The organism is Pseudomonas sp. fls2-241-R2A-110 (genome assembly GCF_030209165.1).
Taxonomy (GTDB): domain Bacteria; phylum Pseudomonadota; class Gammaproteobacteria; order Pseudomonadales; family Pseudomonadaceae; genus Aquipseudomonas.
Genome location: NZ_JARVSN010000021.1, coordinates 130,045 through 151,166, shown reverse-complemented (window position 1 = coordinate 151,166; position 21,122 = coordinate 130,045). Strand labels below are relative to the sequence as shown.

Genomic DNA, 21,122 nt, shown 5'->3' with positions numbered 1-21,122 from the left:
AGTGTTTACAGGCCTTCGGCGAGCACCTTCGACAAGGTGTCGACAAAGAAATCCACGCTCTGGCGAGAGGTCACCATCGGTGGCTTGATCTTCAGCACGTTCAGGTAATCCCCCGTCGGCTGCATGAAAATCCCCAACTCGCGCAGGCGATCACACAGCGCGGTGGTTTCTTCGGTCGCCGGCTCCAGGGTTTCGCGATTGCGGATCAGCTCCACGCCCAGATAAAAACCAGAACCATGCACCGCACCCACCAGCGGATGAATATCGATTAACGCCTCAAGCCGCTCCTTGAAATACCCGCCCACCACCTGGGCGTTTTCCCAGAGCTTTTCTTCTTCCATCACGTCAAGCACTGCCATACCGATCTGGCAACTGACCGGACTGCCGCCGGCCGACGAGAAGAAGTAGCCCTCGGCCTCCAGCGCCTCGGCGATTTCCCGGCGGGTGATCACCGCGCCCAATGGCTGACCGTTGCCCATGCCTTTGGCCATGGTGATGATGTCCGGCACCACGCCTTGCTCTTCGAAACCCCAGAAGAAATGGCCCATGCGGCCGTAACCGACCTGCACTTCGTCCGCAATACACACGCCGCCCTGGGCGCGCACCATTGCATAGACCTGTTTCAGATAACCCGGCGGCAGCGAGATCCCGCCGGCATTGCCGTACACCGGTTCGCAGATGAAACCGGCCAACTGGCGTTTCTGCTCGGCGATTTTCGCCAGGTTGTGTTCGACGCTGCGCACGTAGTCCGGGGCGCTGTCCGGCCCACGGAATTCACCGCGATAGGTGTTCGGTGCGGTCACCGGATGCACCCAATCGGGACGGCTGCTCAAGGCTTTGGGGTTATCGGCAATCGAGGTCGAGACGGCGTCCGCGCCCACGGTCCAGCCGTGATAGGCCTCCAGCACGCTGAGCATGTCGCGACCGCCGCTGTAGGCCCACGCCAGGCGGATCGCCAGGTCATTGGCCTCGCTGCCGCTGTTGACCAGGAACACCCGGTCCATGCCGTCCGGCGACAATTTCAGCAGGCGCTCGGAAAACTCGGCCACTGCGGCGTAATTAAAGCGCGAGTTGGTGTTGAGCAGCGACCACTGACGACTGGCCACCGCGGCCATGCGCGGATGACCGTGACCCAGCACCGCGACGTTGTTGAGCATGTCGAGGTAGGAGCGCCCCTGCATATCGATCAGGTGATTGCGCCAGCCGCGCTCGATGCGTGGCGGGTCGACGTAATAGTGCTTCTGGGTGCGGGCGAAACTGGCATCGCGGCGGGCCAGCAACGTTTGCGAATCAAGTTCCTCTTCGGCGTCACAAGCCAACCCAAGCAGCGCCGCCGGTGATGGGCACAACGCTTGCCAGGCCAAGGCGCGAGATGGCGTGCAAAACAGCGGCGCATTCAACGACGCGCCTCGACTCAATTGCACGATCAACGGTCCGCTGACCGAACCCAGCACCTGGCCTTTGACCAGCGCCGCACCGGTGTGCAGCGAAGGGGTCACACCCCACAAGCGCACGCTCAATTGCGGACCGTCGAGTTGCAGCACACCTGCCGCCGACTGATGGACCACGCCGGCAAACGGCGATTCGACAGCCGTACCATGCGGCACTCGCAACTCCACGTGCAGCGGACAAGTGTCGGGCTCGGTCGAGCTATCGGGCCGTGTACGGGACAGTCGATACTGACCATAACGACTGGCCGCCAGGCCGTGAGCCACCGCTGCCTCGGTCAACAGACGCTGATCAATCCCTTCCTGCTCCCAGTTACCGGCCTCGAAGTGCGGGCTGAGGACACCGAGATCGATCAAGGCAAACTCGCGCCCTACCAGGCTTGGCAGCAACGGCGCAAAACCTTCGCTGCCGATTCCCGGCAGTGTCTGGCCAACGCACGTCAGAATCGCCGCTTCCATCAATTCCAGCGGCACCGATGTGGCCACGCGGAAGATCTCCCACTCGTGGGTCAGGTTGTCGCGGCTGTAATCATTGCCCGGATCAATGCTGACCTGCTGCTCGCCGCTGAGCACCAGCACCGCTGCACGCGCAACGATCAGCGGCCAGAGCGCCTGCAATTCTCCACGAGTGAGCGGATTGACCACGTGATAAGCCTGAACCGCTGGCAAGATATAAAACGGGTCGCCATCGGCGTGGTGCAGCAACGCCGCGCACGTCACCGACAAATCGGTAATGCGCCAGGTGCGGATCAAGTCGCCGAAATCGATTACGCCCTGCAATTGCCACTGGCGTTGTGCGTCCCGCTGCCAGACCACGTTGTCATCGGTGATGTCCATGTGAATGGCCTGCACTGGCAGCGTGTTCACCAGCGGCTGCAAATGGCGCTCGGCCAACTCGGCCGCATCGGCAATCAACCGGCGTTGCGCGTCATCCTTGATCACCGGTAACAAATGACCGATTAACGCATTGGCGTGGCGGGCATCCCATTGAAGGGTGCGCTCAAGGCCCGGATGCTCGAACGCCGCCAGCGCCAGGTCCATTTCGCCGCAGAGTCGACCAAAACCGGCCACCACCGCACCGGGCAGGTGATCGAGGTGTGTGAGCGACTGGCCTTCGATGTAATCGAGCAGGCGCATGTGCACCGCTTGACCACCGACATCAAGCGTAAGCAGGTCAGCGCCATTTTTCGCGGGGATCACTCGCGGTACGTGCACACTGGATGTTTCAGCCAAGTGCTTGAGCCCGGCATGCTGGGCTTGCAGCTCCAGCGCCGAGTAGTCGCCACGGCAGATCTTCAGAACAAAACGCCCCTGATCGCTGTCAATACGAAAGTTGAGGTCCTGCTGACTGCCCAGGGCCTGCAACCTGCCGCTCAACCCGTAATGCCCCTCCAGCAGCTCTAGCGCTTGCTCCGCAGTCACTTGCGGGCTGGGCAAACTGGCGCGGTGAATCAACGTGGCGAGCGGCATACAACGACCCCTTAAATTTTATTAGGCGCTTATATCGCCACTGCTTGAGGCGTTACGCAACCCCCTTTAAATGCAGTGCCCTCTCGCGCTGGTTTACACTTTGCGGGAGAATGCCGCCATCAACGCCATTGCTGGAGAGACACCATGAATGTAGTCACCACCGACCTCCCCGGTGTTCTGATCATCGAACCCAAGGTATTTGGTGACGATCGCGGCTTCTTCTATGAAAGCTTCAACGCCAAAGCGTTCGAAGACGCCACTGGCCTGAACCCCACCTTCGTTCAGGACAACCACTCCCGTTCGCAGAAAGGCGTACTTCGCGGTCTGCATTACCAACTGGAAAACACCCAGGGCAAACTGGTCCGCGTTACGGCCGGTGAAGTGCTGGATGTGGCGGTGGATATTCGTCGCAGCTCGCCGCATTTTGGCAAATGGGTTGCCGTGCGATTGTCCGCTGACAACCATCGCCAACTTTGGATCCCGGAAGGTTTCGCCCACGGCTTTGTGGTGCTGAGCGATTTTGCCGAATTCCTCTACAAAACCACCGACTACTACACCCCATCGGCCGAGCGCAGCATCCGTTGGGACGACCCGGACCTGGCCATTGATTGGCAACTGGACGAAGCCCCGCAGTTGTCCGGCAAGGATCAGAACGCCGCTTTCTTCAAGGACGCCGACGTCTTTTCCTGAAATCCGGTCTGAACGTTCGCCACAAGAGCGACTTGACCCAAGGTGCGCAGACTGCGCCGTCAAGCCTAGGCATAATGCGCCTGTAACCACAGGCGCCCGATGCTCATGACTCCGACCCTCCCCCGCAGACCCCGCTGGCGTAGCCTCGCACTGCTTGCGCTGTGCCTGGCGCCGTTGCTGTGGCCGCTGGAACATCTGGCCGAGCGTTATTACCGCAGCGAACTGGCCGGACAGAACCGTCAGACCCTCGACCTGTACGTCGCCAACCTGTTGGGCACGCTGCACCGTTATGAAGTGTTGCCACAGATTCTCGGTGATCTGCCGGCCCTGCGCGCGGTGCTCGGGGCGCCGGACGACAGCGTCACCCAAGGCAATGCCAATCGCCTGCTGAAAAATATCAGCGCCCAGACCGGCGCTGAAGTCATGTACCTGATGGACACCACCGGCAAGACCCTCGCAGCGTCCAACTGGGACAAGCACGACAGCTTCGTCGGGCGTAATTTTGCCTTTCGACCGTATTTCAGCGAGGCCATGGCCGGGCGGCTAGGACGCTTTTTCGGCTTGGGCACAACATCGGCCAAACGCGGCTATTTTTTCGCCGCCGCCGTGCGTAACGGTGAAAAAATCGTCGGCGTTCTAGTGGTCAAGGTCGACCTGGACCACACCGAAAGCCTGTGGGGCAAAACCCCGGAACAACTGCTGCTGACCGACCAAAATGGCGTGGTCATTCTCACGTCGCGGCCTGAATGGCGGTTCCGCTCGACCCGCCCCTTGAACGAAACAGAAAGCAAAGCGATCACCGCGATTCAACCGTATCCCACCCGCGACCCGAAACCCTTGACGCTCAACCCCAACGCCTGGCTGACACAGACGCAACAGATCGCCGAAACCGGCTGGAACGTCAGCATCCTCGCCCCGCGCACCCTGATCGACCGCCCGGTTCGAACGGTTGTCGCCATTGGCGGTGCGACGCTGTTGGTGTTGATGTTGCTGCTCGGCCTGATGATGCAACGGCGCCGTCACTACCTTGACCGCATCGCTTTCGAAGCCAAGGCCCGGCGGGAGCTCGAAGGCCGGGTCGCCGAACGGACCAGCGACCTGGAAGGCCTCAACCGTCGCCTGAAACAGGAAGTGCTGGAACGCGAGCACGCCCAGCAAGAACTGGTGCGTGCTCAGGATGATCTGGTCCAGGCCGGCAAGCTGTCGGCGCTGGGGACGATGTCGGCGAGCATCAGCCACGAATTGAACCAGCCGCTGGCAGCCATCCGCAGCTACGCGGAAAACGCCGAAGTGCTGCTCGACCATCAACGCACCGACGACGCGCGCGGCAACCTCAAGTTGATCAGTGAACTGACCGGTCGCATGGCCTCGATCATTGCTCATCTGCGCGCCTTCGCCCGGCGCGATCGTCATGCGCCGGAAAGCGTGGCGCTGCAGCCGGCGCTGGACGATGCCCTGGCGTTACTGGCCAAGCGCCGGCGCAGCATGGAAGTCGAGCTGATCCGCGATTTGCCGGCCGCCACGTTGTGGGTCGAGGCCGGGGAAACCCGTCTGCGTCAGGTGCTCGGCAACTTGCTGGCCAACGCACTGGACGCGCTGACCGAAAAAGGCCCGCCGCGTAAACTCTGGTTGAGTGCCCAATCCACCGCGGACGGCGTCACTCTGTACATTCGCGACAACGGCCCCGGCTTTTGCATGGAAGCCCTTGGCCGCGCCAGCGAGCCGTTTTACACCACCAAGACCCGCACGCAGGGCCTCGGCCTGGGGCTGGCGATTTGCGAAACCCTGATGCGCGCCTTCGGTGGTGAACTGTCGTTCGCCAATCACAAGGAAGGTGGCGCCCTGATTACCCTGAAGCTGCGCGCCGGCGCACCGGGCGTGAGCCTGCAACCGTCCGAGGACCGAAGTGCATGACCATCGATAACCGCGTCCAGGTCGTGTTGATCGACGACGATCCCCATCTGCGTCAGGCCTTGAGCCAGACGCTGGATCTGGCGGGCTTGAAAATCCTCCCGCTCGCCGAAGCCAAAGGCCTGGCTGCACAACTGGAGCGCGACTGGCCGGGCGTAGTGGTCAGTGACATCCGCATGCCCGGCATGGACGGTCTCGAATTGCTGAGCGAACTGCATGCCCAGGACCCGGAGCTGCCGGTGCTGCTGATCACCGGCCACGGCGATGTGCCGCTGGCGGTGCAAGCGATGCGCGCCGGGGCTTATGACTTCCTCGAAAAACCCTTCGCCAGCGATGCCCTGCTCGACAGCGTGCGCCGCGCATTGGCCCTGCGCCGACTGGTGCTGGATAACCGCAGCCTGCGTCTGGCCCTCAGCGACCGCAATGAACTGAGCACCCGACTGGTCGGGCAATCGGCGCCGATGCTGCGTCTTCGCGAACAGATCGGGGCGCTCGCGGCAACCAAGGCTGACGTACTGATCCTCGGTGAAACCGGTGCCGGTAAAGAAGTCGTCGCCCGGGCGCTGCACGATTTGTCGAGCCGCCGTAGCGGTCCGTTTGTGGCGATCAATGCCGGGGCACTGGCCGAATCGGTGGTGGAAAGCGAACTGTTCGGGCATGAGCCTGGCGCATTCACCGGCGCGCAGAAGCGCCGCATCGGCAAGTTCGAATTCGCCAATGGCGGCACGCTGTTTCTCGATGAAATCGAAAGCATGAGCCTGGACGTGCAGGTGAAGTTGCTGCGCTTGCTGCAAGAGCGGGTGGTCGAACGTCTGGGCGGCAATCAGTTGATCCCGCTGGACATCCGCATCATCGCCGCGACCAAGGAAGACCTGCGTCAGTCTGCCGACCAGGGACGCTTCCGCGCCGACTTGTATTACCGCCTGAACGTCGCGCCGCTGCGTATTCCGCCGTTGCGCGAGCGCGGTGAAGATGCGCTGATGCTGTTCCAGCACTTTGCCGACGAAGCCAGCGCCCGCCACGGTTTGCCACCCCACGAACTGCAACCGGGGCAGCGCGCCCTGCTGCTGCGCCATAGCTGGCCAGGTAACGTACGCGAACTGCAAAACGCCGCCGAACGCTTTGCCCTGGGCCTGGAGCTGGCGCTGGACAACAACGCACCGCAGGGTGCGGCCGGCATGACGGTCGACGTGGTCAGTGGCGGTCTGAGCGAGCAAGTGGAAAACTTCGAGAAGAGCCTGATCGCCGCCGAACTGGCGCGCTCTCACAGCTCGGTGCGCAGCCTTGCTGAAGCACTCGGCATTCCGCGCAAAACCTTGCACGACAAACTACGCAAGCATGGCCTGAATTTCGCCGACGGCGGCGCCAGCAGCCACACCGACGACCTCGATTGAGCTACCGTCCAATCATCATTTTCAAACAAGAGATCAATGCATGAGCCGCGACAGTCGTCACCTGGAATCAGTTCTCCATCACGACATTCCCCTGACGCGGGCCATGGGCATTAAAGTGCTCGACTGGCACGATCAGCAATTGCGCCTGTACATGCCGCTGGACGCCAACGTCAATCACAAGAGCACCATGTTTGGCGGCAGCCTGTATTGCGGCGCGGTGTTGGCGGGTTGGGGCTGGCTGCACTTACGCTTGCGTGAGGAAGGGGTTGAAGGCGGGCATATCGTGATTCAGGAAGGGCAGATCAGCTATCCCTTGCCGGTGACCATGGACGCAACGGCGATTTGCCAGGCACCAAGCGCGGCGGTGTGGAAGAAGTTTCTGGCAATGTATCAGCGCTATGGGCGGGCCCGATTGACGCTGCATTCGCGGATCGTCAATGCGGACAGTGATGACGATGCCGTGACATTTACCGGGCAGTACGTCCTCCACAAATGATCGTTCCCACGCTCTGCGTGGTAACGCCTCTAGGGACGCTCCGCGTCCAGTGACGCGGAGCGTCACGGGCTGCATTCCCACGCAGAGCGTGGGAATGATCTCAGGTACGGGCGAGCTCCAGCAGTTTTTCGCGCCAGGCAGCCTTGGCCGGCAGTGCCAAAAAGAACTCATTCAGCAACGATTCCCGCGCCGGGTAACAGAACGGCGCGCCGCTTAAATCCAGCACCTCACCGCCCGCCCCTTCCAATACCCCTTGAGCGGCAGCCGTGTCCCACTGCGAAGTCGGCGCCAGTCGCGGATAACAATCCGCCGCCCCTTCCGCCAACAGGCAAAACTTCAGCGAACTGCCGATATTGGCCAGTTGCAACTCACCCAGACTGTCGCTCAACCCGGCCAGCAAGCGCTCTTGCTCCGGACTTGAATGACGGCGGCTGGCGACCACGGTAAAGGCTTCACCCGCCGCCAGCACTTCGCGAACCTGAATCGGCAGCGGCTCAGCATTTCTATCTCCACGCCAGGCGCCCAAACCGGCGCCACCGACGTAAAAGCGCCCGTTGGTCGGCATCGACACCACGCCGAACACCACCCGACCTTGTTCGATCAGGGCAATGTTGACGGTGAACTCTTCACTGCCGGAAATGAACTCCTTGGTGCCGTCCAGCGGATCGACCAGCCACCAGCGCTGCCATCCGGCACGCACGCTCTGGGGAATGTTGGCGTCTTCTTCGGACAGAACGGGAATGCTTGGGTCCAGCGCGGTCAGCCCGGCGAGGATCAAATGATGAGCCGCCAGGTCCGCGGCAGTCACCGGCGAATCGTCGGACTTGGCCGTCACAGCAGTCCCCGTGCGCCAGAACGGCAGGATCGCTTCGCCAGCCTTCAATGCCAGTTCAACGACCGGCGCCATCAATGGATGCGGAAAATTCATGGCAGGAACACCCCGCGCTGGGTCAAAAGATCACGGGTCAGGTACAGCGCCGCCAAGGCACGGCCCTCGGTGAATCGTGGGTTCTGCGCCAGGGACGACAATTCACGCAGGTTGATCTTGTCCACACCCATCGGCTCGGGCTCGTCGCCCTCAAGGCGCTCTTCGTACAGATCGGTGGCGAGCACCACCTGAATCTTCTGGCTCATGTAACCGGGCGACAGTGAAAGCTCGGTCAGATGCTCCAGCTGCCGCGCGCCATACCCGGCCTCTTCCTTGAGCTCGCGCTCGGCCGCCGCCAGCACGTCTTCGCCCGGCTCGATCAAGCCTTTAGGCAAGGACAGCTCGTATTCATCGGTGCCACCGCAATACTCTTCAACCAATACCGCGTGATCGGCGTCGAGCATGGCCACGATCATCACCGCGCCATAGCCTGCGCCCTTGCCGACCAAACGCTCGTAGGTGCGCTCCACGCCATTGGAAAAGCGCAGCTTGAGCTCCTCGACGCAGAATAAACGGCTGGTGGCGACGATCTCGCGAGCGAGTACGGTGGGTTTCTGGCGCATGAAAGGCTCCTTGGCGTAAGCGGGTTACTATACCCGGCCTATCCTGATTGTTGACCTCGGATATCTTTTTTACCGTCTGGAGAAGTTTTTTATGTCCCTGCTGCCCTGGCGCGACATCGACACCGTTCTGCTGGATATGGACGGCACGCTGCTGGACCTGCACTACGACAACCATTTCTGGATGGAACACCTGCCACAGCGCTACGCCGAGTTGCACGGGGTGAGCCGGGCCATGGCCGAGATGGAATTACAGCCACTGTTCGAACGCAATGCTGGCCAGTTGCAGTGGTACTGCCTGGATTTCTGGAGCGCGGAACTGAAGTTGCCGGTGCGTGAATTGAAACTGGAGACCGCGCATCTCATTGCCTTGCGCCCGGATGCGGATACGTTTCTGGCGGCAATCAAAAAGGCCGGCAAGCGTGTGGTGATGATCACCAATGCGCACCGGGACTCGCTGTCATTGAAGCTGGAACGGATTGAACTGGCGCCGTACTTCGAACGGTTGATCAGCTCGCATGACTACGGTTTTCCCAAGGAACATCCGCAGTTCTGGGAAGCGTTGCAGGCCGATATCGACTTCGATCCGTCGCGCAGTCTGTTTATCGACGATACGTTGCCGATCCTGCGCAGCGCACGCGGTTTTGGCGTGGCGCATCTGTTGGCGGTGAGTGAGCCGGACAGCCGCAAAGGGCCGAAGGACACGGCGGAGTTTGCGGCGGTCGGGGATTATCGTGAGCTGATTGCGGGGCTCTAGACCGAGTCGCCTGCATCGCGAGCGAGCTCGCTCCCACAAGGGATTTTCGTCGTACACATATTTTGTGTTCACTGAAGATCAAATGTGGGAGCGAGCTTGCTCGCGATAGCAGTTGTGGACTACTCAGGAATCCGCAACGACTGCCCCGGATAGATCTTGTTCACATCCTTGAGCATCGGCTTGTTGGCCTCGAAGATTTTTTGATACTTGTTGGCATCGCCATACACGCGCAAGGAAATAGCGCTGAGGGTGTCGCCCTTCACGACGGTGACAAATTTTGCGGCCACGACCACCGGCCCGGTCACGGTAATCTGATCGTCCACGCTGCCAACACCGGCAATATTACCCACCGCCAGCAGAATTTTTTCCTTCTCTTCCTGACTGCCAACTTCACCGGTGACAGTGACTTTGTCGCCGTCCACCGTAGCCTGCACATTCGGGTTACCCAGGCCGACCTTGCTGATGTGTTCCTTCAACTGCTCACTGGCATTGGCGTTGCCCGGCGTCAGTAGATCGATAAGTTTTTCGCCTGCTTCTTTCACAAAGCTAAAAATACTCATGGTGCACTCTCCTTGGGTTTTAAGTTCCAGACGCAAAAGCCTAGACCAAGGTTTCAACATACGGTTCCCACCCGACCAATGACGCCGGTTGCACCCAGGCGCTAGAATCCAGACCTTCCCGTGCCCTGGAGCGAAGATGGACATCAAGCAGCTGAAATTCCTCATCGCCCTCGACGAAACCCGCCACTTCGGCCAGGCCGCCGCGCGCTGCCACATCACTCAGCCGACCCTGTCCATGCGCCTGCGCAGCCTCGAAGAAGAGCTCGACTTGCCGTTGGTCAATCGCGGCCAGCGCTTCGAAGGTTTCACCGCGCCGGGCGAGCGAGTGCTGGCGTGGGCCCGCACCGTGCTGGCGGCTTACGACGGGTTGCAGGCCGAGGCCGCTGCGTGTCGCGGCAATCTGGTGGGTACGTTGCGGCTGGGCGTGGTGCCGTTGTCGAGCTTCGATCCGCTGGCGTTAATGCAACGGCTACACACCCAACACCCGAACCTGCGCTTTGAACTCTCGTCCCTGAGTTCCGAGCAGATCCTCGAACAACTGTCGAACAACCGCATCGACCTTGCCGTCTCGTACCTGGAACGCCTGGACGGTGAGCGTTTCGACTCAGTGGCCTTCAGCGAAACCCACATGGGCCTGCTCTACGATCAGCGCTTTTTCAGCTTCGGTGAGGCACCGCTGAGTTGGGAGTCGTTGATTGAACTGCCCTTGGGCATGCTCACCAGCGGCATGCATTTTCGCCAGTCCATCGACCATAACTTCCACAGCCGTGGCCTGATGCCGCAACCTTTATTGCAAACCGATGCTGTCCACCAATTGTTACAAGCGGTACACGGCGGCTTCTGTTGCGCGGTGATGCCGTTGGACGCCGGCCTCGAAAACCTCACCGATCATTTGCGTCTGCAACCCATCGAAAAGGCGCAAACCCTTGCCCGGCTTGGGCTGATCATGCGTCGCAGTGCCCCGCGTTCGGCGTTGGCAGAGGCCTGTTTTGCGCTGTATCAGAAATCGCCGAAGAGCTCTTGATCGACGCCATCTATCGGTACATCAGTAATAGCGATTAGACGCGACCTATTGACGCGCCTAGGCTTAAAGCTGACCAAACCGTCGGTGATGCCCCATGAACGCCAAGCGCCCTGTCTGCGCGGCGCCCGCCCTTGAAACGCCCGCGCCCGCCGCTAGCCAGACATACACCTACAGCGACCTTCAATACACCGAATCCGCCAGCACCGCGCTGGCCGAGGAAGTGGCGTTGGCGATCGCCTATAACGGCATCAGCCAGGCTGTGATGCTGGTGACACCGACCGACCTGGAAGACTTCATCGTCGGCTTCAGCCTCGGTAGCGGCATCATCGAAGACGCCACCGACATCTACGACTTGCAACTCAGCGGCTCGGGCTCGGGCTCGGGCTCGGCGCAATACGCGCAAGTGACCATCGCCAATCGTGCGTTCTGGAACCTCAAGCAACAGCGTCGGCAACTGGCCGGCACCAGCGGCTGCGGGCTCTGCGGAGTGGAAGCGGTCGAGCAGGCATTGCCGGACCTCAAAGTGTTGCCTGGGGCGCCGTTGCCGCCCGCCGAATGGCTCGATGGCTTGCGCCAACGTATCGGTGCCTTTCAGCCGTTGGGCCAGCATTGCGGCGCGGTGCATGCGGCGGTGTTCATGAACGGTCAGGGCGAATTGCTGCTGGGCCGTGAAGACATCGGCCGGCACAACGCCCTCGACAAACTGATTGGCGGACTGATCCGTCAAAAGATCCCGACCACGGGCGGCCTGGCGATTGTCACCAGCCGTTGCAGCCTCGAACTGATCCAGAAAGTTTTACGCGCAGGTATCCAGACCCTGGTCAGCCTGTCGTCGCCTACGGGCCTTGCCGTGCAATGGGCCCGTCGCCACAACCTCAATCTCATCCATTTGCCACAAAAGAATGCGCCACGGGTCTACAGCCCGGCTTCGGAGAATCAAGCGTGAGTCAACACCAACAAGCCGACCAGAAACCCGTCCCACGTTACAAGCCCTATAAAGGCGCGGCCGGTGGCTGGGGCGCGCTGGCCAGCGTTGCCCGGGCCTGGCTGACCAGCGACAACGCGTTGAAAAATCTGCGCATGATGCTCAAGACCAACAAGAACGGCGGGTTCGACTGCCCCGGTTGCGCCTGGGGCGATTCGAAGGAAGCCGGCATGGTGGCGTTCTGCGAGAACGGCGCCAAAGCAGTGAACTGGGAGGCGACCAAACGGCGTGTCGATGGCGCGTTTTTCGCCAGGCACAGCGTGAGTTCGTTGCTCGAGCAAAGTGACTATTGGCTGGAGTACCAGGGCCGTCTGACCGAGCCGTTGAGCTACGACGCTGAAACCGATCGCTACAAGCCAATCAGCTGGGATGCTGCGTTCGCCTTGATCGCCAAACATCTGCAGGGCTTGTCGAGTCCCCATCAGGCCGAGTTCTACACCTCGGGCCGTGCCAGCAACGAAGCGGCGTTCCTCTATCAATTGTTCGTGCGTGCCTACGGCACCAACAATTTCCCCGACTGCTCGAACATGTGCCACGAGGCCAGTGGTGTGGCGTTGGCGCAAAGCGTTGGCGTCGGCAAAGGCACCGTGACCTTCGAAGACTTCGAACATGCGGATGCGATTTTTGTCTGGGGCCAGAACCCAGGCACCAACCACCCGCGTATGCTCGAACCGCTGCGCGAAGCCGTACAACGCGGTGCGCAGGTGGTGTGCATCAACCCGCTGAAAGAGCGCGGCCTGGAACGTTTCCAGCACCCGCAACACCCGATCGAAATGCTCACCAACGGCGACAAGCCAACCAACACTGCCTATTTCCGCCCCGCATTGGGCGGCGACATGGCAATCATGCGCGGCATGGCCAAGTTCCTGCTGCAATGGGAGCGTGACGCGCAGAAGGCCGGTGAGCCTGCGGTGTTCGATCACGACTTCCTCAATGAACACAGCGTCAACGTGCTGGAATACCTGGGCACCATCGACGACACCCCTTGGGAACAGATCGTCGAGCAATCCGGCCTGCCCCTGGTGGAAATCGAGCAAGCGGCGCGCATGTATGCCAAGAGCAAGAACGTCATCATGTGCTGGGCGATGGGCATCACCCAGCATCGCCACTCGGTGGCGACCATCCAGGAAATCGCCAACCTGATGATGCTGCGCGGCAACATCGGCCGGCCGGGCGCCGGTCTGTGCCCGGTGCGTGGTCACAGTAACGTGCAGGGCGATCGGACCATGGGCATCAACGAGCGTCCCCCGGCGGCGTTCCTCGATGCCCTGGAACGACGCTTCCAGTTCAAAGTGCCCCGTGAAAGTGGCCACAACGTGGTCGAGGCAATTCACGCGATGGCCGACGGCCGCGCCAAGGTCTTCATTGGCCTGGGCGGCAATTTCGCCCAAGCCACCCCGGACAGCCCACGGACTTTCCAGGCCCTGAGCAACTGCGACCTGACCGTACAGATCAGCACCAAACTCAACCGCAGTCATTTGACCCACGGTAAAGAGGCGCTGATCCTGCCGTGCCTGGGCCGTACCGACATCGACATCCAGACCGAAGGTCCGCAAGCGGTGACCGTTGAAGACTCGTTCAGCATGGTCCACGCCTCCAACGGCCAGTTGCAGGCACTGTCGAACCAGATGCGTTCGGAGCCAGCGATCATCGCCGGCATCGCCGCCGCGACCCTGGGCAGCCAACCCGTGGACTGGAACTGGCTGGTGGCCGATTACGGCCGCATCCGCGACTTGATCGCCGACACCATTCCGGGCTTTCGCGACTTTAACGAGAAGATCAAGAATCCGGGCGGGTTCTACCTTGGCAACAGTGCCGGTGCACGCAAGTGGACCACCGCGTCGGGGCGAGCCAACTTCCGTGCGAACGCCCTGCCCAAGGACCTGGTTCACGAACGCACGCGCGCCACGGGTGTGTTGCCGGATCTGATCATGCAATCGATGCGCTCCCACGATCAGTACAACACCACGATTTATGGTCTTGATGACCGTTATCGCGGGGTGAAGGGGCAGCGTGATGTGTTGTTTGTGAACGAAGCGGACATCATTCGCCTGGGCTTCAAGCCAGGGCAGAAGGCGGACATCGTTTCGATCTGGGACGATGGTCGTGAGCGTCGCGTGAAGGGCTTCACGCTGCTGGCATTTGATATTCCTGCGGGGCAGGCAGCGGCTTACTATCCGGAAGTGAATCCGCTGGTGCCGCTGGAAAGCACTGGTGATGGCAGCCATACGCCGACGTCGAAGTTTGTCGCGATCAGGCTGGAGGCGGCGAGTGAGACCGGGCTGATCATGGCCAAGTCGGCCTGACGCGGCCCTTGATCTACCGATATCGCGAGCAGGCTCGCTCCCACAGTGGTTTTGTGTCCGACACCGGTCATATGTGGGAGCGAGCCTGCTCGCGATGACTGCAGATGATTCAACAGGCTTTTGGATCAGCCACTTTCCAAACGCCTACAAAAAAGGCCGTTTCTGCATAGAAACGGCCTGTCCGAAGTAGCTAAAGACCGGCGAAAAACACTTAAGTTCCGCTCAAAAAACAGTAACTTATACAAATGTGCTGAAGTCGTGTTATTCGTCGGAATTCGATTGTCACAACTATGACACAGCCTCAGGATCGCGCCGTCATCCCCTTGAGGTTCCTCTATGAAGTTCTCCTCGATTCTCTTGTTGTCCCTTGGCCTGGTCAGTGGCTTCGCTTCTGCCGGAGGCACCACCGAAGCAGGTGTGGGCGGCGCATTGGGCGGGGTTCTTGGCTCGGTCGTCGGTCAGTCCTTAGGCGGCAATACAGGTTCAACCATTGGCGCGGCCTTGGGCGGCGCGGGCGGTAGCGCCGTCGGCGCCGACAAACGCAGCCGTGGCCAAGCCGCCATTGGCGGTGCGCTGGGCGCAGCGGGCGGTAACGTGGTCGGCCGCAGCATGGGCGGCACCACCGGCAGCCTGATCGGCTCCGCGGCAGGCGGCGGCGCCGGTGGCGCGCTGGGTAACTACATGGGCAACCAGAGCAATGACGAAGATGATCGTCGCTCCTATCGTGGCCATGATGATCGCCGCTATTACCGCGATGACCATCCAGGTCGCGGCCATGCTTATGGCCACCGCAAGCATCACCATCGCTATCACGACTGAGGCTTGATCGCCTCGCTTACGGTAGATGAAAAAATCGCAGCCCAAGGGCTGCGATTTTTTTTGCCGGTCAAACCACCAAACGTTCCAGCGCATCGCGCAACCCGGCAGGAATCGCCAAGGGTTGATTCGACGCACGATCCACAAACACGTGCACGAAGCGTCCGACCGCGCAGGCTTCATCTTCCCCCGCCTTGAACACCGCCAGTTCGTACTGCACCGAGCTGTTGCCCAGCTTGCCCACCCGCAGGCCGATCTCGATGCGATCCGGAAAGGCGATGGAAGCAAAGTAATCGCAAGACGAACTCACCACAAAACCCACCACCGCGCCGTCGTGGATATCCAGGCCACCGACTTCGATCAGGTAGGTATTCACCGCCGTGTCGAAAAAACTGTAGTAGGTGACGTTGTTGATGTGGCCGTAGGCGTCGTTGTCATGCCAGCGAGTGGTGATGGGCTGGAAGTGCGGGTAGTCGGTGCGTTGATTCATGGGTTCTCGCCTTAAGGATCATTCCCACGCTCTGCGTGGGAATGCAGCCTGGGACGCTCCGCGTCCCGACAGCGGACGCAAAGCGTCCATGGAGGCGTTCCCACGCAGAGTGTGGGGACGATCAGTATTCGTGGAGTCTACCGATCAGCAAACCCTTTACCCACCGCCTCCAACTCGCCGATCAAGCGAGCGGGATTCCAGTGATCGCCCTGTCGGGTCTCCAGCGCCCTCAAGCGCTGATGAATATCCGTCAGCCCTTGCTGGTCCGCCCAAGCCATCGGCCCACCTTTGTCTGCCGGAAAACCATAACCGTTGAGGTACACCAGGTCGATGTCGTGGGCCGAGCCGGCGATGCCTTCTTCAAGGATCTTGGCGCCTTCATTGACCAGTGCCAGCAGACAGCGCTCCAGAATCTCCTCAGGTGTTATTTCCCGACGCTGAAACCCGAGCCTTTCGCTGACCTCCAGCACCAGCGCATCGACTTGCGGATCGTGCTCAGCCTGGCGACTGCCAGGTTCGTAGTGGTAATAGCCGTCGCCGCTCTTCTGCCCAAAACGCCCCAGTTCGCACAAGCGGTTATCCACCTGAACCTCCGGCGCATCCTGGCCTTGACCCGCCAGTTCCCGTGCACGCCATCCCAGATCGATGCCGACGACGTCGAACATGCGAAACGGCCCCATGGCAAAACCGAAACCTTGCAGCGCCGCATCCACCTGATAAGGGTAGGCGCCTTCAAGCAGCATCTTGCGCGCTTCAAGGACGTAGGTATTGAGCATCCGATTGCCGATGAAACCCTCGCAATTACCCGCCACCACACTCACCTTGCCAATGCGCTTGCCCAACGCCAGCGCCGCGTCCAGCACCGCTGGCGAAGTCTGGGCACCTCGGACAATTTCCAGCAATTTCATGATGTGCGCCGGGCTGAAGAAATGCAGGCCCAGGACCTGGGGCGCACGACGTGTAGCCGCGGCGATGGCGTCGATGTCCAGCGCCGACGTGTTGCTGGCCAGGATGGCTTCGGGCTTGAGCAGGCCGTCCAGCTCTCGGAAAATTTTTTGCTTGAGCTCCAGATTTTCGTAGACCGCTTCGATAACCAGGTCGACATCGCGGATCGCCGCATAATCAGCCGCCGCCGTGACCCGGGCAATGCGGGCGTCGGCTTCGGCCTGATCGATCCGTCCCTGACGCACATTGTGAGCGTAGGTATCCGCTACGGCGGACAGCGCCTGTTCCAGCATCTGTGGATTGTTATCGACCCACTGCACCGGCACCCCGGCGTTGGCCAGGCACATCACGATGCCACGGCCCATGGTGCCAGCGCCGATCACGGCGGCGCGCTGAATATTGAACGATGTCTGGCTCATTGTTGTTCTCTTGTTGGCGATCCGAAGACAGCCCTCACCATAGTCAGCCACCGCGTGTTTTTGAAATTTATTCCTGTGATGAGCGACATTCAGCGGATGGATCTACACCGGCAAATGCGCCTGGGCCCACCCGCGCACCTCGGCATACGGGTAATTTTCCAGCGCTGCAAAACCTGGAATCGATCGTGCCTTGAGCTTGGTAAATAGCGGCACGCTGATCCCACACAGGAAACGCGTTACCCGTTCCGCCGAAGGCACATTGCCGGTGTGCTGTTCGTGCCTGTGGATAAAATCACCACACAGCGCTTCAAAGTTTTTATCCACAAGCGCCGGCAGCTCAGGCGGTGCTGGCAACCGCGCGACCTGACCATGACAGACCGAACAGTGCCCACATTGCCGAGGCGCATTGTCGTCGCCAAAGTACTCGGCCAAGCGAAAACCCAGGCAATGATCGGTGGCGAACAAATCCAGCATGGCGTGAATCCGCGCAATCTCTGTGCGTTCGTGATGGGTGAAAGTGGCATGCAGTTCGGCGCTCAGTGCCTGACTGTCGACATTTGTATCAAGCAGGCTGTAGACCTCGGTCATCTGCTTGCTTTCCAGCTCGACCCAACCTTTCTCCTGAAAATAATCCAGTGCCTTGACCACCCGGCTTCGCTCGGCCTGATGCTGCTCGTACAGCGCATCGAAATTCACCGTGGCCCAGGTCCGCGCGCGAGTGGAGGTCTGGATGATCGCTGCGACAAAGTCTTTGCGCTCTCCCTCAAAACGGGCCAGCAAGTCCTCGGGCTCCTGTAAATACTTGAACCGGTATTCAGCGTAATAGGCATAACGCGGGGCAATGATCCGGCGCAGCTCAAGCTGTACCAGCAAGGTTTTAAGCGGCAGTTGCCGGATATTGCTCTGATCCCCCAGCGGCCCCAGCAAAAACTCCCATTGCCCTTCGGGCGCAGCAGCTTTCAACTCATCCAGCACGCAGCGGATGCCGTCCAGCTCAGGCGTATCACCGTAGACGAAGTTTTCCAGCACGTTGAGGCTGTCGCGGTTGGCCAAGACCAGACAGTCGGACGGCAGGCCATCACGCCCGGCGCGACCAATTTCCTGGCTGTAGTTTTCGATGGATTTGGGCAGGTCGAAATGCACCACGTTGCGAATGTCGCTCTTGTCGATGCCCATGCCGAAGGCAATGGTGGCAACGATGCAATTGGACTGCCCGCCCATGAATCGCTTTTGGATGGCTTCGCGTTGCTCGTGGGGCAATCCAGCATGATAGGCCTCGGCCTGTATGCCGTTGCGGTTCAGGTGTTCGGCGATGTGTTCGGCGGTTTTCTGCAGGGTGACGTAGACGATGCTGGGCTGGTCAGGGCGCTCGCCCATCCATTCGACCAGACGTCGGCGTTTGTCCTGGCCGCGGACAGGTTCGACCAACAGGTTGAGGTTCGGCCGATAGAACCCGGTGGTCACCACGTCTTCCGGCGCGATGGAAAATTTGGCCTCCATGTCCGCGATCACCTTGGGCGTCGCGGTGGCCGTCAGCAGCAATGCCTGGGGAATATTGAACTGACGCTGATAGTCCGGAAGTTTCAGGTAGTCAGGGCGGAAGTTATGGCCCCACTCCGAGATGCAGTGCGCCTCGTCGACGACCAGCAACGAGATCGGCACCTGCTGCAAGAAATGGCGGAAGCGCTCGTTCTTCAGGCGCTCCACGGAAATCATCAGAATCTTCAGCTCGCCGGACTTTGCCCGCGCCATCACATCGCTGGCGTCATCGCGGCTCTGGGCCGAATCAATACTGCCGGCCGCAATGCCGTGGCGCTTCAGGAAGGCCAACTGATCCTGCATCAACGCCAGCAACGGCGACACCACCAGCGTCAAGTGCGGCAGCAACAGGGCGGGCAGTTGATAGCAAAGGGATTTGCCGGAGCCTGTAGGGAAAATGGCCGCCGCCGAACGCCCGGCCAACACCGCGCTGACCGCCGCTTCCTGGCCGGGTCGAAACTGTGAAAAACCGAAAACCTGTTCCAGGGTGTTGTGCATAAGCTGTCACTCCGTTGACCGCTGCGAAGCCCAAAGCGTAGCCGGCAGACGCAGCGAGTCGAGAAAAGGTCGGGGACCAAAACGATACGGGATGATACAGCCTCGCCCCAATGTCCTTCGCCACAGGATGAAACAAACGAAACACTTTGTAGCTCGCGGCATTGCTCAATCTGGCGTTAAGGTCTCCCCGCACAACCACCGTCCGCGCACCTCACATCACGGCAGGACGCCTGATGAGCGCGGCATTTGAAGAAGGAACGACCATGCCTCAAAAAACATTTTTTGCCTTCGCCCTGATCCTGACAACCCTGCTGTCGAGCGGCTGCAACAGGATTCCCGAAGAGCCACCGTTGCTCGCGACGTGCGACACCCTGGAGTGTTCGGCGCAACAGGCTTGGCGCACATCCTGACGGCGGCGGGATAAGTGGCTACGGCACCCTCGCAGGCACCCGTCCACGCCAACAAAATCGAGGCCATACGTTGCCATTGCAAATCTGGCTCCCTTTAGGACGGCAACGAACTGCTCGACATCGCCCGGCAACGCCAGCCGAAAACCAACACCGGCTAACGCCCGAACGAAAATCCCTGTGGGAGCCGGGCTTGCCCGCGATAAACGATAACGCGGTGCACCTGACAACAAACGAGAGAATTTGCGTCTGGGGATAAGTCCGTAGGCAACGCCCTATCAAAGCTTCGTCCCTGTCCTACAAGAGACGAGGCTTTGTCGCCTATCGCGACGTGGCGGCTCACACCTATAGTCGTGACTGTCGCTGCCAAATCAGCGACTCGGGCTTGGTCACCCGAATTAGATCCACGCACGCACCCGTTGTATGCTGCCGGCGCTTTTTTGCGTCAGCACGCTTTATGGCGGCTGTGTTTGGGACGTCCTCGGACGTGCCGGGTTTACGTGTGATCTCACCGGTTGACCAACCTGAACACAGTCCGCCTCCCATCGCTTGGTCACGATGGCGGCGATTACTTCTGATGCATTTGAGATTACATAAAATGAAGACATGGAACGCTTTCACTGATCGCTACTGCCCACTCCAAACCAACCTAACCGATTCCCGGCCCCTAATCATCGACACAGAGGCCAACCCTCAGGACATCCTCGAAGCCGCCCTCCAGCGCATCCGAGCCTCCAGTGACCTCCTCAAAACCCTGCACTGCGTTTGCTTCAAACACGGCGACGTCGAAGACATCCCCCACATCACTCACGCGCTCTTCCTCCTAGCTCAGGACGGTTGCGACCTGCTGCAAGTCGCACAGCAACGCATGATGGGCTGGAAAGCACCCGCCTGACCCCAATGAAGATCGTTCCCACGCTCTGCGTGGGAATGCCTCTACGGACGCTCCGCGTTCGGCTCCTGGAACGTCGAACATCAAACACCGGAGATAACCATGAGCAAATTTTTCGATGAGTTACTGAAAAGTGATCTACAGATCCTCCCTTCCCCCCAAGCCTGACGCCCAATAAGATCCGCGCAAACCCGACCGGACACCTGCACCATGAACCTCGCCCCCAATTTCCCCGACGACCACACCATGCACCTGCTCATGCAGCTGCTGCACGAAGAACTGGGCCTGCCCGAACGCAAAACCATCAGCCTCACCACCTCGATCAATTTCGACCTGGGCTGTAACGGCGCTGATGCGCGGCATTTGATGGAAGCGCTGGAAGAGCAATTCGGGATCGACTTCGTGGACTACGACGCCTATCGCTATTTTCAGCCGGAAGGATTTGATGTGCATCTCAAGCGCCGGGCAAAGGGTCGCGGCGACAAAGTCCCGCTGACCATCGGCATGCTTTATCAAGCGGTGAAGGTGCAACGGTGGGATACACAGCGTTTGGAAGGCATGGAGCTCAACGCATAAGTGCCATTATT

Annotated in this window: 19 protein-coding genes; 12 read left to right on the top strand and 7 right to left on the bottom strand. The window is 60.3% G+C overall.

Annotated features, from left to right (window positions below; all coding sequences use genetic code 11):
* Positions 1-5 precede the first annotated feature (5 nt).
* On the bottom strand, positions 6-2,918 hold the full coding sequence (locus QRN31_RS17675; protein WP_285433433.1) for an aminotransferase: 2,913 nt from the start codon (positions 2,916-2,918) through the stop codon (positions 6-8).
* A gap of 144 nt (positions 2,919-3,062) precedes the next feature.
* Between QRN31_RS17675 and rfbC the strand changes: the two genes are divergently transcribed.
* The 4 genes from rfbC to QRN31_RS17655 all read left to right on the top strand — a co-directional run bounded on the left by rfbC (position 3,063) and on the right by QRN31_RS17655 (position 7,409).
* Positions 3,063-3,608: a dTDP-4-dehydrorhamnose 3,5-epimerase gene (rfbC, locus tag QRN31_RS17670; protein ID WP_285433431.1), complete on the top strand. Its 546-nt coding sequence runs from the start codon at positions 3,063-3,065 to the stop codon at positions 3,606-3,608.
* Between the two features lie 105 nt (positions 3,609-3,713).
* Positions 3,714-5,522 (top strand): sensor histidine kinase, encoded by a 1,809-nt coding sequence (locus tag QRN31_RS17665; RefSeq protein WP_285433429.1) that lies wholly within the window; start codon positions 3,714-3,716, stop codon positions 5,520-5,522.
* A complete protein-coding gene (locus QRN31_RS17660) occupies positions 5,519-6,913 on the top strand; it encodes a sigma-54-dependent transcriptional regulator (RefSeq protein ID WP_285433427.1) in 1,395 nt (464 codons plus the stop codon). Before QRN31_RS17665 ends, QRN31_RS17660 begins: the two co-directional genes overlap by 4 nt.
* A 40-nt stretch (positions 6,914-6,953) precedes the next feature.
* A complete protein-coding gene (locus QRN31_RS17655; RefSeq protein ID WP_285433426.1) occupies positions 6,954-7,409 on the top strand; it encodes a thioesterase domain-containing protein in 456 nt (151 codons plus the stop codon).
* A gap of 100 nt (positions 7,410-7,509) precedes the next feature.
* Here the strand turns inward: QRN31_RS17655 and cysQ are convergent, their stop codons facing one another.
* Together cysQ and nudE are read right to left on the bottom strand one after the other, a co-directional pair.
* On the bottom strand, positions 7,510-8,337 hold the full coding sequence (gene cysQ, locus QRN31_RS17650) for a 3'(2'),5'-bisphosphate nucleotidase CysQ (RefSeq protein WP_285433424.1): 828 nt from the start codon (positions 8,335-8,337) through the stop codon (positions 7,510-7,512).
* Positions 8,334-8,900 (bottom strand): ADP compounds hydrolase NudE, encoded by a 567-nt coding sequence (nudE, locus tag QRN31_RS17645; RefSeq protein WP_208670534.1) that lies wholly within the window; start codon positions 8,898-8,900, stop codon positions 8,334-8,336. Before nudE ends, cysQ begins: the two co-directional genes overlap by 4 nt.
* Before the next feature lie 91 nt (positions 8,901-8,991).
* Here nudE and yrfG point away from each other — a divergent pair, with 91 nt between their 5' ends.
* Positions 8,992-9,654 (top strand): GMP/IMP nucleotidase, encoded by a 663-nt coding sequence (gene yrfG, locus QRN31_RS17640; protein WP_285433423.1) that lies wholly within the window; start codon positions 8,992-8,994, stop codon positions 9,652-9,654.
* 119 nt (positions 9,655-9,773) lie between these two features.
* Here the strand turns inward: yrfG and lysM are convergent, their stop codons facing one another.
* Positions 9,774-10,214: a peptidoglycan-binding protein LysM gene (gene lysM, locus QRN31_RS17635; protein ID WP_090176912.1), complete on the bottom strand. Its 441-nt coding sequence runs from the start codon at positions 10,212-10,214 to the stop codon at positions 9,774-9,776.
* A gap of 136 nt (positions 10,215-10,350) precedes the next feature.
* Between lysM and QRN31_RS17630 the strand changes: the two genes are divergently transcribed.
* The 4 genes from QRN31_RS17630 to QRN31_RS17615 all read left to right on the top strand — a co-directional run bounded on the left by QRN31_RS17630 (position 10,351) and on the right by QRN31_RS17615 (position 15,348).
* The gene (locus QRN31_RS17630; RefSeq protein WP_285433421.1) at positions 10,351-11,238 is read left to right on the top strand and encodes a LysR family transcriptional regulator; all 888 of its coding nucleotides are present in this window, start codon (positions 10,351-10,353) and stop codon (positions 11,236-11,238) included.
* Positions 11,239-11,332: 94 nt separating this feature from the next.
* On the top strand, positions 11,333-12,184 hold the full coding sequence (fdhD, locus tag QRN31_RS17625; RefSeq protein ID WP_285433419.1) for a formate dehydrogenase accessory sulfurtransferase FdhD: 852 nt from the start codon (positions 11,333-11,335) through the stop codon (positions 12,182-12,184).
* Positions 12,181-14,529 carry an FdhF/YdeP family oxidoreductase gene (locus tag QRN31_RS17620; protein ID WP_285433417.1) on the top strand — a complete coding sequence of 783 codons (2,349 nt, stop codon included), beginning with the start codon at positions 12,181-12,183 and terminating at the stop codon, positions 14,527-14,529. Before fdhD ends, QRN31_RS17620 begins: the two co-directional genes overlap by 4 nt.
* Before the next feature lie 336 nt (positions 14,530-14,865).
* A complete protein-coding gene (locus QRN31_RS17615) occupies positions 14,866-15,348 on the top strand; it encodes a glycine zipper domain-containing protein (RefSeq protein WP_285433416.1) in 483 nt (160 codons plus the stop codon).
* Between the two features lie 67 nt (positions 15,349-15,415).
* Here the strand turns inward: QRN31_RS17615 and QRN31_RS17610 are convergent, their stop codons facing one another.
* The 3 genes from QRN31_RS17610 to QRN31_RS17600 form a co-directional block, all read right to left on the bottom strand.
* A complete protein-coding gene (locus QRN31_RS17610; RefSeq protein WP_285433415.1) occupies positions 15,416-15,835 on the bottom strand; it encodes an acyl-CoA thioesterase in 420 nt (139 codons plus the stop codon).
* A gap of 137 nt (positions 15,836-15,972) precedes the next feature.
* Positions 15,973-17,199 carry a 3-hydroxyacyl-CoA dehydrogenase gene (locus QRN31_RS17605; RefSeq protein ID WP_285433414.1) on the bottom strand — a complete coding sequence of 409 codons (1,227 nt, stop codon included), beginning with the start codon at positions 17,197-17,199 and terminating at the stop codon, positions 15,973-15,975.
* 102 nt (positions 17,200-17,301) lie between these two features.
* Positions 17,302-19,236: a RecQ family ATP-dependent DNA helicase gene (locus QRN31_RS17600; RefSeq protein ID WP_285433413.1), complete on the bottom strand. Its 1,935-nt coding sequence runs from the start codon at positions 19,234-19,236 to the stop codon at positions 17,302-17,304.
* A 263-nt stretch (positions 19,237-19,499) separates the two neighbouring features.
* Here QRN31_RS17600 and QRN31_RS17595 point away from each other — a divergent pair, with 263 nt between their 5' ends.
* The 3 genes from QRN31_RS17595 (at position 19,500) to QRN31_RS17585 (ending at position 21,111) form a co-directional block, all read left to right on the top strand.
* Positions 19,500-19,646 carry a hypothetical protein gene (locus tag QRN31_RS17595; RefSeq protein WP_285433411.1) on the top strand — a complete coding sequence of 49 codons (147 nt, stop codon included), beginning with the start codon at positions 19,500-19,502 and terminating at the stop codon, positions 19,644-19,646.
* Between the two features lie 595 nt (positions 19,647-20,241).
* Positions 20,242-20,538, top strand: a complete 297-nt coding sequence (locus QRN31_RS17590) for a hypothetical protein (protein ID WP_285433409.1) — start codon at positions 20,242-20,244, stop codon at positions 20,536-20,538.
* Between the two features lie 207 nt (positions 20,539-20,745).
* Positions 20,746-21,111 carry a DUF1493 family protein gene (locus QRN31_RS17585; RefSeq protein ID WP_285433407.1) on the top strand — a complete coding sequence of 122 codons (366 nt, stop codon included), beginning with the start codon at positions 20,746-20,748 and terminating at the stop codon, positions 21,109-21,111.
* Positions 21,112-21,122 lie beyond the last annotated feature (11 nt).